This window comes from Thermocoleostomius sinensis A174, assembly GCF_026802175.1.
Lineage (GTDB): Bacteria > Cyanobacteriota > Cyanobacteriia > Elainellales > Elainellaceae > Thermocoleostomius > Thermocoleostomius sinensis.
Genome location: NZ_CP113797.1, coordinates 3,113,652 through 3,125,731, shown reverse-complemented (window position 1 = coordinate 3,125,731; position 12,080 = coordinate 3,113,652). Strand labels below are relative to the sequence as shown.

The window sequence follows — 12,080 nt, the reverse complement described above, 5'->3', positions numbered from 1 at the left end:
CTGCGGCTCCCCCCTCGGTGTGGGGAAGTTGGAAAGGTCGGCATACTGTTCCCGATGAATCTCTCGATCGTTACGCAAGTCATCAAACAATTTTTGCGACTAGACTCGGAATCCCATTTGTTGCAGTCCTTGACGCAGCCGAGCCGCTTCAGGTGAATTTTGCCTTTCATGAAGTTCAATGGCACGCAGAAAAGCTTGCTTGCCCTCCAAGATATTGCCAAGTTTCAACAATACAACGCCCAAATTTTGGTGCGCTTCGGCGTAGTTAGGATTGAGCGCGATCGCCTTTTGGTATTGTGCTGCCGATTCCATCAATTGCCCAGAGGCTTTTAACACCATGCCCATGTTGTAATAGCCAACGGCAAAGTTGGGATCAATGTTCAAGCAAGCTTCATAGGCGGCTTTGGCTCCAGCTAAATCACCTTTGGCTTGCAGCAGACTCCCTAGGTTATTGTAAGCTCCAAGTTTCAAACAATCGAGAATTGGCACTTGAATAGCTGATCGATAGTGCTGTTCAGCGGTAGGAGGTTGCTGGAGGCGGTTGTAGGCAATGGCAAGGTGGTAGTGTAATTCGTAGAGAATAGGGGCAAAGGAGGATTGTGGATTGACGACGGGAGTTGGTGATTGGGCGATCGAGCGTAACCCGCGCCGCAGAATATCAACCCCTTGTGTAAAGTCGCCAATTTGGATATAAAGTGCTCCTAACTTGCTGCACACATAGGGATCATCCGGATGCGCCAGCCAGTATTCCTCCATGGCGGTTCTTGCTTGGTCTAGCTTTTGCCGAGCAGCGATCGTGCTGGGTTCATAGCCATAGTGCCGGATGGCAATCTGCGGTAAACTCAGCACTTGCCACTGGGGTTCTTGTTGCAGCAGTTGCATCACACTGTCATCCACCAAGGCATGATAGGGACGAGAAAACTGCACATCGGGGTGATTGCGAAACAGCCGCGACACCAGTGAATAGGGAGATTGAACCGCGCCCACTTCCGCACGTAATAGGTTAATCACCAGTGCATTCGGTTGCTGCATGGCTTGCTGCATGGCAGGAACAATTTCGGGTACTAACCGTTCATCAGCATCTAATACCAGAATCCAGTCCCCTGTGGCATACTTCAGCGATGCATTGCGAGCCGCTGAGAAATCGTTGCACCAGGCAAAGTGTGGCACCTGTGCTCCAAAGGATTGGGCGATCGTCACGGTTTCATCAGTGGAGCCAGTATCCAGCACAATGAGTTCGTCCACCACGTCCTTTACACTGGTGAGGCATGCTGGTAGGTTGGCAGCCTCGTTGCGGACAATCATGCACAAACTCAATTTCATAGATACTGAAAAAAGGCGTTCAACTTTCCTAGCTTACTATGATCGTTTGGCGTGAATCGGTCTGCCCCTGATTTCTTAGGAGTGAGAGTGATGATAGTACAACCTGAATGGCTACGATGGAGTCGCATTGCCCTAACCACAATTGTTCTAGGGATGGCCCTTACGGGTTGCAATAACGTGGTGACAACCGAGTATGAAGCTACGGCTACGGTGATTTATACCTGGCAAGTGGAATATTCGCCTAACCCTGATAAACCGATTCGCAACCGTCGCGAGAAGTTTGCTACTACGTCGTTGGTCAACCGCAACGGACAACGCCCGATCGATGCAGCCAGTGGCCCGGATAATAAAGGCTTGTATTGGCCTGCTATTCCACCCCGTCCCACGATCGATGAGATTGAAGAAAGAACTCGATCGTCGGATGAGGTAGTGGGATCGCCGCAATTGAACAAAGATGTGAAGTATTCGATTACCTATGAAAATCAAGGCAGAACCGTGACCTTGCCGACTAATTATTCGGTCTATCGCCAAGTGGTGAAGGCCTATCCCGATCGCCAACCACTGGAATTGACAGTGGCAGGCAATGAAACGTTTGTGACGAAGGCCGATCCACGGTAGGGAATCGGGCATTCCATTACTGTAGCCCTTACTCTAAATTCCTCTTCCTAGGCTGGGAGCAGCAGATGAGGGCAGATACGGCAATCTCAATATCAAAGCGGGATGCACTCATGGAAAATTGAGAAGAGATAAGTAAGTGATTAAGACATGTCTCGCAGTTGCCACACCCGCGGAATGCAAATGGGACGCTGGAGATGAAATTGGCGCACTAATTGCCACACTTGAATCAACCACTGTCGGGCTTCGTTGGTAGAATGTCCACGATAGCGACATACGAATCCATTGGGGAGTCGGGTTGCACCTGTTTCTGGTAAGAGGGACTGGGTGAGTGGGGGGCGCGTTTGCCACAGGTCGCGCACTTGCTCAACTAGGGCTGGGGGAACCGACCGCCCCGCAAAGACAAGACTGGCAATCACCGAAGCGCCTGCTAAGCCGTGGGGACTGTTCATCATCGCGCTGCCGCCATCAATCCCTTGCGGATCGACCCACAACAACCGATCGCCTTGCCAAATTTCTGTGTGCGATCGCCAGTGTCCGGTGGTAAATTGTTCGCCTCTGGCGGTTCGTCCTAATCGAACAAGATCCCAACCAAGCCAAACCGCTTCGCTGCCCAAGTTCACCCGCAGTGTCTGCTGATACAACGCGCCATTAAAAAGAATGGTCTCTTGCGGCAACCATTCCAAATACGCCCCGGCTGCTAGGGTCAAGATTGTGGATTGATGCGCTGTTTTGCCGTTACTGTCATAGATTTTGGCAGCGGCGGCTGTTGTAACAAGCGCTTGAGCATGGGAATGCAGATGGGTTTGCACCGAGAGTCGATCGCCGCCAACGATACCGCCAGCGGTGTGCAACATGACGCTATGGCACAGATCGCCTTCTGGGTAGAAAGGACGCTGAATTTTTAGGGGGGCTTGGTTGTAGCTACGGCTGAGCAGCGTTTTTTGATCGGGGCGATCGAAAGTCAACTGTAACTGACCATGCCAAGCGGAGCTAGAAGGAGAAACAGAAGGAAGAGACAAGGCTGGCAGGTTAAAGCAAGGCTAAAGGGATGCCATGATGTATATACCATTAATTGGTCTCACTTAGTCTCACTGAATTGATCTCACTCAAACAACAACCGAGCAATGCCTTGAATTTGCGCCAATGGATCGAGGTTGCTTGTTATATCAGTCGATAGGTGTGGCACTCGCACGATCGTTTGTAAAAACGGTGCAGCAGCTAATTCCTGTCCGGGTTGATAGCGATTGTGAACCAAGTAACGCTGATAAATGCCGCGTTCCCTCAGCGATTGACACAGCCGTTTGGTTTCTGCCGTGATGGCGGTCTGCGCTTGCACGATGCCAATAAACTCTGTATATTGAGCATCCTGTAAGGTTTTTTGCGCCTGTATCACTTGTTGCCGCAATGTTCGCAGGTTGTTCATAAACGCTGTGCGGCTGACAACGCTTTGATATTTGATCCAAAGCTTAAAGATCCAAGCCAACCAGTCTGCCAAAGCATTGGGCATTTCTAAAAAGCGCAGTAGATGACCCGTCGGAGCCGTATCTAAAATAATCAGATCTTGTTTGCCCTGTTCCAGTAATTCAATCACGGTCAGCAGTGATAAAATTTCGTCTACTCCAGGTAATGCTTGTGATACCATCTTTTGCCATGCCTCTGGCCCATAGGCAAGTTGTAATTCGGTGTCGTTAGTTTGTCCGCTCATCATTGCAGCCAATTCCCACAGATAGTCTTTGCGAAATCGATCGAGCAGTTGATGTCCATTCACTTCCTGAGCGCTTAAATTAGCGGTTAAGTTCATGGCATCATGCCCTAATTGACAACCCAAGGCATCTCCCAATGAGTGAGCCGGATCAATCGAAATCACCCGAATTTGACAGTTTGAATGACGGATAGACATAGCCCACCCGATCGCGGCTGAAATGGTAGTTTTGCCAACGCCTCCCTTTCCTCCCACAATCACCAAGCGACGACCGTCGGCAATTAAGTCGCTCAAACTGGGTGGAATTCGCGCCGGAAACTCAACAGGTTTGATTTGATGCAATTGAGGAGTTTTCACAGTAGTCGAAATATCATCGTCTAGCTTTTCAATCTGTGTAACCAGTCGATCGATTGGATCGGCGCCAATTGGTTCCTGCATTTGCCAGGGAATTGTGTACACTGGAGTTTTTTTAGCAATCTCAAAAAAGCGGTCAATCCAATTTTTGTGAAAGCTGTTGGTTTGAGAAGTAATTTGGTTGATCCACAATCCACCGCAGGGAATGCAAAGGTCATTGAGCGCTGTTAAAAACCGGCACGTTTCCCAGTAACTCATCGGTTCAGCGATCGTCACGATATAGCAACTCGTGCGCTGTGGATCTTGTAACAGTTGCCGTCCAGCGTTCAATTCAGCTGATAGTCGCTGCAAAAAATAATCGGCTTCGTCGTCAGTAACTTGTCCAGTGAACGATCGGCTAACGGTTCGGTGTTTTTCCTGAAACAGCGACAAAGCTGCCAGAAAATTATCGAGAAAATCCATCATCCTAAATAGGTTCAGGGTGTGTCCACTAGGAGCCATATCGACGACGATGCGATCGGCCTGCTGGTCGCGCAACAATCGCTGAATTTCTAGCAAGCTCATTAACTCATCCAACCCAGGAAAACCAAACTCCCAAACGGGGGCGAGGTCAGAACCAGCCATAAAACTGCCGCGTTCCACTAACTGTTGCAAAACCTCCCCATAGGACGATCGAAACGTCTGAAGCAAGACCGCCGCGTCTAGGATTTGCACGGCTAAGTTTGGCAGCTTTGTATCACTGCTAGCGATATGACTAATGGAACGCTGTAAGACATCACTGAGGGAATGGGCTGGATCGGTCGAAAGCAAAAGAACGCGATCGTGCGGAAAGGTTTGGGCCCAATACCGCGCCCAAGCACAGGCAAGGGTGGTTTTGCCAACGCCGCCTTTACCGCTGAACATTGAAAGCTTGGGGGGCTGGAAGGAAGGGGTGAGAAACATGGGTGGTGTGGGAAATGATTTTACTGGTAGCATGCCCACCTTTCTCGATCGGAAGTAGCACGATTGCCATTTAATATCTGATTGACTGACAAAAGCTCGATCACCCTTGCCCTAACCCTCTTCCAGAGCCGGAGAGGAACGTTGACCCCACTCACAATCATTTCGGCTCCTCTTCGCCCCCTCTGAGAGCAGGGGGTAGGGGATGAGGGGGAACGAGTTGTCAATTAAGTAGCCTGTAATTTACAGGGGCAGATTCCAGTCTTGCGGATTAAACTCAGTGAGTGAATTCAGAACTTGGTCAGCGGCTTGAAATAAGCGTTTGTCCATGATTGGATCAGGTACCGCTACCACCGCCATTCCCGCCTGTTTGGCTGCAAATAGCCCCGCCAGTGAATCCTCGAACACGAGACAATGCGCTGGCACCGCACCTAAACGCTCGGCAGCCAGTAGAAAGATGTCAGGGGCAGGTTTGCCGTTTGCGATCGCCGGATCATCGCCTAAAACGATGAGATCAAAAAGTTGTAACCAGTCTTGATAGTGCAGCGTTTTATATTGAAACGGACGGCGGGAAGAACTGCTGGCGATCGCTTGAGGGAGTTGGGCTTGATGGAAATGCCGAGTCAGTTCCATCGCCCCAGGCATCGGACAAGCAGCGGGGTAGAGATCATAGATAATCGCGTCTTTTTGAGCCAAATATTCTTCAACCGTAAGCGGTAACGACAGCACATCAATGATCACTTGAGCAGAGTCCTGTGCTCTGCGCCCCATCACTTTTGTCCGAACTGTGGCATCAAAGGTTTTACCATAGCGAGCGGCGATCGTTTGGTTGACTTGGGCGTGAATTGGCTCAGTATTTAACAGCAACCCGTCAAAATCGTAAATGATGTGAGTGATTAGTCTCAAATTAGACATCCTCATTGCTCTATAGGAAGAAACCTTCGATCAAAACCTTGAGCCTTATTCTTCGGCGTGGCTAATTCAAGCCGGAGTTGCCCTCATTCCCAACTCTTCTCCTGGAGGGAGAAGAGAGTCGGCTCGCTCATTCTCTCGCTGGTTAGGAGTGGGCTAAGGTGAGGGGGCGGTCAGAGTCAGATCCCGATTCAGCCATGCCTATTCTTCATCCGTTTCGTGTTCCGCTTTGATCTATGATTAAATTTGTAACGATCGTAATTATGGCAGTTTAACATCAAGCTATGGACATCTTGACTCTTGGTTGGGTTTCGTTGCTGACAGTATTTACCTTCTCGATCGCTTTAGTGATTTGGGGACGGAACGGGTTCTAGACAAATCGCTAAACGCTGAGTTCAAGCCTTATTGGCCTCTTTCTAGCATTGGCAGACAGCATGAGCATTGACATATGAGCGTTGATACATGAGCGTTGACAATATTTTCCTAACTGTTCTTGCAACGCTGGCTCTGGGGCTACTCATTGCCGTCTCAGGGGGTGTTGCCTATCTCACAACGATAGAATGGCGCGATCGACGACGGCGAGACAACGAAACCCGAGAAACCCGTCGGCGCTAGTAAAATCTACTATTTTTGCACCTCCACCTTTGTGCAGTAAGCTGAAGTTGCTTGCTGCTTTTTTAACGCATCCTTCTAACCTGCCTGCTTGTCCGCACTGGTTCTTGTTATTCTTGTTAGGCTTGGTTAACAACGCTAAGTCGAGCTAATGCTTCATCCAACGCTTCATCAAACTTAATGACTGTTGATTAGTTCATGATTGCAACTGAAATGGGCATTGTAAAAGCAGAGTATCGCTCAACCTGTTGCCATGATCATTTCAGTACCTGAATTAACAGAATTTGACAAAATTCGTCAGCAGTTTGACTATGGTCCCTATCCCAGAATTCCGATCGATCGCTCTCCTAGTACTGATCATCAAACCCTGTATTTTCACAACCTGGTGACGCCCTACTATCTCAAATATCGCCGCGTTATTGATACGCAAGGCAAAGTTATTTTAGATGCCGGTTGTGGCAGTGGCTACAATGCCTTGGTGCTTGCAACAGCTAATCCGGGTGCAAAAATTGTTGGTATTGATATCTCTGAAGAATCTATAAAACTAGCACAACAACGACTGCACCATCACGGGTTTCATGATGCAGAATTTCATGTGTTACCCATCGAAAATATTGCCGAGTTGGGAATGAAATTTGACTATATTAACTGCGATGAAATGCTGTACTTGTTACCAAATCCGGCTGAAGGGTTGCAATGGATGAAGGCAGTTTTGAAACCTAAAGGGCTGATTCGTGCCAATCTCCACAATGTCTATCAACGGGAAAGCTATTATCGGGCCCAAGCGCTGTTCAAACTAATGGGATTAATGAATGAAAGTCCGAAAGAACTAGAGGAAGAAATTGTAACTGATACAATGAATGCATTGAAAGATGAAGTTCGCTTGAAGAAACAAACCTGGAAAAGCAAAGAAGAGTTACCAGGTTCTCCTGAGAAGTTCAAAGAATTTCTTGCGATGAATCTCTTGTTTGTGGGCGACAAGGGCTTCACGATTCCTGAAACCTTCGCTATGTTGCGTGCTGCCGATCTAGCGTTTGTCAACCTGGTGAACTGGCGGCAGTGGGATATCGTGGAGTTATTCAAAGATGCTGATAATCTGCCTGCATTTTGGTGCATGAGTTTGGCAGAAGCGTCTGCTGAAGAAAAGCTGCACGCCTTTGAATTACTACATCCGGTGCATCGGCTGATTGATTTTTGGTGTGCCCATCCCGAAGCGGACGGAACTCCAGTGGACGAATGGGATGATTCTGATTGGCAACAAGCGATCGTGCATCTCCACCCACAACTTTGCACAGACACGCTGAAAGCTGAGCTAATTCGCTGCATTAAGACGGGAGAGGCGTTTGAAATCAGCCGAGAAGTCAAATTACCCACGCTGGCACCCGTGTTTCTAGAGCCAAGCCAAGCCGCTTGCCTATTGCCATTGTGGGATGGGCCGCAACCGATTCAAACACTGGCAGAACGCTATCAGAAAGTTCGATCGATCGATCCTGAGACCTTGCAACCCCTACCTGCTACAGCCGCTTTTGTTGCCGTAAAGGGACTTTTAAATCGCATGGATGCTTTTCTGTATGTGCTGCTGGAAACCAGTTCTGCTGGGGCGATCGGCTAGCGTTCCGGTTAGATGCAAAACCTCCCTGCCTTTCCTTACCCAGGGGAGGTGCCGCAGGCGGTAGGGTGATGGGGGTGAGTGCTTAAAGGCATGACCCCGGCGTCTTTAAGTATAAAAAAATACTAAAAAATAAAAAATCTCCGTAAAAACAGGAAAGAATTTTCCGGATGAATGATATGAACCTAAATTGAGGTGGGTACGTTATCCGTAGGAGTTAGAAATCTACCAAATACCCGCAACTCAAGGAGCTTATCCCATGAAATCCAATTTTAAAGTGAAGTTTCTTCAGCACATGATTGACCGTAAAAAGGCTGAGAAAGGATTCACCCTAATTGAATTATTGGTTGTCATTATTATTATCGGTATTTTGGCTGCGATCGCCCTTCCTTCCTTCCTAAACCAAGCCGCCAAAGCCAAGCAGTCTGAAGCCAAGAGCTATGTGGGTGCAGTCAACCGGGCACAGCAAGCCTACCGAATTGAGAATTCCACATTTGCAAAAGACTTTAAGGCACTGGAAGTTGGGCTAAACGAAACGACTACAAACTTCAAGTACACTGGCATGGGCAACAATGATGCAGAGAAGGGGGTAGTCACAGCAGAACCGTTAGATACCAAATCTCTCAAAGCCTACTCTGGTGGAGTATTTCTTCAAACTGATGGACAGACTCGTGCCATCACCTGTGAAGCAAAAGATGTTGGAACAGCAGCAGCGGCTCCTAAATCTGCTACTGAGTGTGCAGACACAGCTAAGTGGAAAATCCTGTAGCAAGGGTTTGGTGTAGCACAGATTCTCAAGCAGATTAAATTAATTATCAGGTGTTGCTGATTGGATGTATGAATCTTGTAAGGGCGTTTCACAAAACGCCCTTACGATCAGGATCTAATACCCATTCTCTATTCGGTTGCACAGCATGCTGACCCCTCCCAACCTCCCTTTGCTAAGGAGAGGAGCCGCAGGCAGTGGGGCGAATGCGATGCCGCCTGACAAAGCGTGGGTATAAGATTGGTCAATCATATATGAATTCAGCAACGCCGATTATCAGTTAGGTAGGAAGCTTTCTAGTTTCTCATCTGCTTTTTGCTTCTTCTTCACTTCCCAGCAAACTTCAAAGCGCTATAGAGTCTTCTTTGTGTAAAAGTTCTTCAAGTATCCTCAATGCTACCGGGTGCATCAACTACCTGGTAGCTTGTGCCGTTTATCTCTCTTCCTATTTACCCCATATGTGACTCTTTGGGGTCAAACTCCCTATTCTCCACTCCCTATTCCCTCTGCCCTATCCCATGCGTGTAATCGCTTGCCCAACTCGCGGTCGCCCGAACCGTTCCCAAGCACTACCGCCGCGCAAAAACAGTTCGATCCAGCGTAAAACTGTGCCATCGGGCATTGTCCAACCAGAACTTCCCGGGGCATACGCTAAGGTTCCTTCGGGGACACGGAAACTGCCATCTGAATAAATGGCATCACTGACCACATCGCCCACCCGAATCACAATCTTGCTTTCTGGCTCAAACGCATTAGCATGAGCAGGAATCGTAGTTTTGATGTTGCCGTAGCCATCTACCCACGCCACCCGATCGCCCGGAATCTCGGGAATGGTATCTGGATCGATTGTTTCCCCTAACAAAGAAAAATTATCCTGAGCAATGGCCGCCGCCGCCGGAGGAAACACATCTCGCGATCGAAACTGAGAGCCACCCCGCGACACGTTTACCGTTCGCAGCACCTTGGCATGATGTTTGATAAACGATAGCGTATACCCCGCATTAACGCCCACTACCTTCACCCCATTCGGCAACAGCGCATAGGTTAATCCTTCGCCTTCATTATCTCGTCGCGCGTGGGGATCATCCTGTCGAGGTGCACAGTTATGGTAGATCAGGCGATCGGGCCCCGCATTCAATCCCAGTTGGGCAATCCAAAATCCAGTGGCCAGGGTACTAAACGGCGGTACGGACAATTCGTGAATCTGTGCTTGGGGCAGGGCCAACAATAGCCGCTGTTTCACTTCTGCAAAAGCTGGATCGCCGATGCCGTAGTCTGCAATTAGGAAGATGAACATGGGAGTGGGGAGCAGGGAATAGGGAATAGGGAATGGGGCGTTGCTGATCGGAGGTATGAATTTCGTAGGGGCGTTTCGCGAATTGCCCTGACAGTTGGGAGCAAGGTTGGCAAATCATACCTGAATTCAGCAACGCCGGGAATAGGTGGCGTTTTTGCAACTCCTACTTGGATTCAGAAACGCTAAACCGTAGCTTAATCTTAAAAGAGGGAGCCTAGAAAAACGAAGTAAGCTGCATTACATCACCCACAAAACCCTCATGACTAATCCATCTTTGCCTCAGCCGCTGCATACTCAAAATCCGCTGGATCGCTTCTCTAACCGGGCCCAGGATTATGCTAAATATCGACCCAGCTATCCGTCGGAGGCGATCGATCTGATTGTGCAGGGGTTGGGGGAACCGTCTAGGTTGGTAGTGGCAGATGTGGGAGCAGGCACAGGGATTTCTGCTCGACTGATGGCTGATCGGGGGGCAACGGTGTGGGCGATCGAACCAAATGCGGCGATGCGAGCGGCGGCGGCTCCTCATGCGCTAGTCGTATTTCGCGATGGTACAGCCGAACAAACTGGATTGCCGAATCAATCGGTTGATCTGGTGCTGTGTTGCCAATCGTTTCATTGGTTCAACAAACCCGTTGCCCTGGCAGAATTTCATCGGATTCTCAAACCACATGGCCGAGTAGCGCTGATGTGGAACGATCGCAATCTTGATGATCCCTTTACTCAGCAATACTCAACTATTGTTGGCAAAGTAGCCGATCGACAAATCTTTGACCAAGCCGATCGCAAATCGGGTGCGGCCCTAGAGCAGAGCCGCTGGTTTACCAACTTCCGTGCCCACACTCCCTTGCATACGCATCGGTTGACTTGGGAGGAACTAATTGGATTGGTGCGTAGTTCGTCCTACGTGCCCAAATCTGGCGAACTCTATGAGCAACTGCGAATTGCATTGCAGGAATTGTATCAACGTTGGGCAGACGCCGATCGGGTGCAACTGTCCTATCGCGTTAATCTCTACTTGGCCGATCGCCACCCCATCCTGTAATAAGGCTAGCGACAAACGGACCACTCGTCAGGGCAATTTGCGAATCGCCCTGACCCCATCTGCCACGTTCTCAATTTAAATTGGTATAATTCCAACCCTCGATCGCTCAACACTCTGAATGCACCATTTGATTTCAACGGTTAGCGAACCTGCCACAGGTATAACTCAACGAATGGCTACGCGAACGCTATTAGGAATTGTTTTGGCAAGTGGATTTGTATTATCTCAACCTGACTTAGCCCCATCTCAGCCTAGTCCAGTCGCTTCTCCTAATACGACGACTCAAACGGCAGAAGACCTCAATCTTGACCCCGCTTTACTTGAAGAAAGCCCCGTATTGCAACGCTGGTTGAACGAAGTGCCCGATGTGCGATCGGATATTCGCCATGATCCCAGTTTTCGCACCCGCTTACGGCTTGGCTATGTTCATTTTCCCGATGCCGATGCCGCTTCTGGGTTGTTGGTTGGCGTCGAAGATGTGTTTGTGGGCCGCACGGGCATCACCCTCAGTGCCGATTATCAAACAGCCTTTGCAGCCGTTCAGGAATCCTATGGAGCCGATGTTCGCTACTACCTGTTGCCTCTGGGCGGCTATGTCAACATTGCACCTGTACTGGGCTATCGATCGATTCAGTGGGCGGACGATCGTACTGATGGGGTCAACATCGGGATTCGCGTACTGCTGGTTCCATCCCGCACCGGAGCCGCCGATTTAGCTTTTACCCAAACTTGGGTTGCTCCGGGTACAAAAGAAACGATGAGTTTGTCTACTCTGTCGGCAGCCTATGCCGTAACTCGCCACGTGCGGTTATCAACAGAAGTACAGGTGCAGCACCAATCGAGTGAAACTAATGGACGCCTTGGAATTGGTGTCGAGTGGATGTTCTAAACTGTGCAGGATCT

The 12,080-nt window shown here is 49.2% G+C and carries 12 protein-coding genes; 7 read left to right on the top strand and 5 right to left on the bottom strand.

The window, feature by feature from the left end:
- Positions 1–99: 99 nt before the first annotated feature.
- Positions 100–1,323, bottom strand: a complete 1,224-nt coding sequence (locus tag OXH18_RS13470) for a glycosyltransferase (protein WP_268607598.1) — start codon at positions 1,321–1,323, stop codon at positions 100–102.
- 90 nt (positions 1,324–1,413) lie between these two features.
- On the opposite strand from OXH18_RS13470, the gene OXH18_RS13465 reads away from it, so the two are divergent.
- On the top strand, positions 1,414–1,941 hold the full coding sequence (locus OXH18_RS13465; protein WP_268607597.1) for a hypothetical protein: 528 nt from the start codon (positions 1,414–1,416) through the stop codon (positions 1,939–1,941).
- 140 nt (positions 1,942–2,081) lie between these two features.
- Here the strand turns inward: OXH18_RS13465 and OXH18_RS13460 are convergent, their stop codons facing one another.
- The 3 genes from OXH18_RS13460 to OXH18_RS13450 form a co-directional block, all read right to left on the bottom strand.
- Positions 2,082–2,960: an urease accessory protein UreD gene (locus tag OXH18_RS13460; protein WP_268607596.1), complete on the bottom strand. Its 879-nt coding sequence runs from the start codon at positions 2,958–2,960 to the stop codon at positions 2,082–2,084.
- Positions 2,961–3,043: 83 nt separating this feature from the next.
- Positions 3,044–4,972, bottom strand: a complete 1,929-nt coding sequence (locus OXH18_RS13455) for an ArsA family ATPase (protein ID WP_268607595.1) — start codon at positions 4,970–4,972, stop codon at positions 3,044–3,046.
- A gap of 207 nt (positions 4,973–5,179) precedes the next feature.
- Positions 5,180–5,851, bottom strand: a complete 672-nt coding sequence (locus OXH18_RS13450) for an HAD-IA family hydrolase (protein WP_268607594.1) — start codon at positions 5,849–5,851, stop codon at positions 5,180–5,182.
- Positions 5,852–6,132: 281 nt separating this feature from the next.
- On the opposite strand from OXH18_RS13450, the gene petN reads away from it, so the two are divergent.
- From petN to OXH18_RS25200, 4 genes are all read left to right on the top strand, one after another.
- The gene (gene petN, locus OXH18_RS13445) at positions 6,133–6,222 is read left to right on the top strand and encodes a cytochrome b6-f complex subunit PetN (protein ID WP_268607593.1); all 90 of its coding nucleotides are present in this window, start codon (positions 6,133–6,135) and stop codon (positions 6,220–6,222) included.
- A gap of 88 nt (positions 6,223–6,310) precedes the next feature.
- Entirely contained in the window at positions 6,311–6,463 is a 153-nt protein-coding gene (locus OXH18_RS13440; RefSeq protein ID WP_268607592.1) for a hypothetical protein, read from the top strand.
- Positions 6,464–6,713: 250 nt separating this feature from the next.
- Positions 6,714–8,072, top strand: a complete 1,359-nt coding sequence (locus tag OXH18_RS13435; protein ID WP_268607591.1) for a methyltransferase domain-containing protein — start codon at positions 6,714–6,716, stop codon at positions 8,070–8,072.
- 256 nt (positions 8,073–8,328) lie between these two features.
- Complete coding sequence (locus OXH18_RS25200) at positions 8,329–8,838, top strand: type IV pilin-like G/H family protein (RefSeq protein ID WP_290428409.1); 510 nt, start codon at positions 8,329–8,331, stop codon at positions 8,836–8,838.
- Between the two features lie 508 nt (positions 8,839–9,346).
- Here OXH18_RS25200 and OXH18_RS13420 read toward each other — a convergent pair.
- Positions 9,347–10,132 carry an SAM hydrolase/SAM-dependent halogenase family protein gene (locus OXH18_RS13420; RefSeq protein ID WP_268607590.1) on the bottom strand — a complete coding sequence of 262 codons (786 nt, stop codon included), beginning with the start codon at positions 10,130–10,132 and terminating at the stop codon, positions 9,347–9,349.
- A gap of 259 nt (positions 10,133–10,391) precedes the next feature.
- Here OXH18_RS13420 and OXH18_RS13415 point away from each other — a divergent pair, with 259 nt between their 5' ends.
- Positions 10,392–11,177: a class I SAM-dependent methyltransferase gene (locus OXH18_RS13415; protein WP_268607589.1), complete on the top strand. Its 786-nt coding sequence runs from the start codon at positions 10,392–10,394 to the stop codon at positions 11,175–11,177.
- 118 nt (positions 11,178–11,295) lie between these two features.
- Positions 11,296–12,066 (top strand): hypothetical protein, encoded by a 771-nt coding sequence (locus tag OXH18_RS13410; protein ID WP_268607588.1) that lies wholly within the window; start codon positions 11,296–11,298, stop codon positions 12,064–12,066.
- The last annotated feature ends 14 nt before the right edge of the window (positions 12,067–12,080 follow it).

What these genes read in the sequence shown, in the direction of transcription:
- OXH18_RS13455 (WP_268607595.1), bottom strand. Translation starts at nt 4,972, where the DNA reads ATGCTACCAGTAAAATCATTTCCCACACCACCCATGTTTCTCACCCCT.
- OXH18_RS25200 (WP_290428409.1), top strand. Translation starts at nt 8,329, where the DNA reads ATGAAATCCAATTTTAAAGTGAAGTTTCTTCAGCACATGATTGACCGT.
- OXH18_RS13465 (WP_268607597.1), top strand. Translation starts at nt 1,414, where the DNA reads ATGATAGTACAACCTGAATGGCTACGATGGAGTCGCATTGCCCTAACC.
- OXH18_RS13420 (WP_268607590.1), bottom strand. Translation starts at nt 10,132, where the DNA reads ATGTTCATCTTCCTAATTGCAGACTACGGCATCGGCGATCCAGCTTTT.
- OXH18_RS13410 (WP_268607588.1), top strand. Translation starts at nt 11,296, where the DNA reads ATGCACCATTTGATTTCAACGGTTAGCGAACCTGCCACAGGTATAACT.
- OXH18_RS13415 (WP_268607589.1), top strand. Translation starts at nt 10,392, where the DNA reads ATGACTAATCCATCTTTGCCTCAGCCGCTGCATACTCAAAATCCGCTG.
- OXH18_RS13435 (WP_268607591.1), top strand. Translation starts at nt 6,714, where the DNA reads ATGATCATTTCAGTACCTGAATTAACAGAATTTGACAAAATTCGTCAG.
- OXH18_RS13470 (WP_268607598.1), bottom strand. Translation starts at nt 1,323, where the DNA reads ATGAAATTGAGTTTGTGCATGATTGTCCGCAACGAGGCTGCCAACCTA.
- OXH18_RS13440 (WP_268607592.1), top strand. Translation starts at nt 6,311, where the DNA reads ATGAGCGTTGACAATATTTTCCTAACTGTTCTTGCAACGCTGGCTCTG.
- OXH18_RS13450 (WP_268607594.1), bottom strand. Translation starts at nt 5,851, where the DNA reads ATGTCTAATTTGAGACTAATCACTCACATCATTTACGATTTTGACGGG.
- petN (WP_268607593.1), top strand. Translation starts at nt 6,133, where the DNA reads ATGGACATCTTGACTCTTGGTTGGGTTTCGTTGCTGACAGTATTTACC.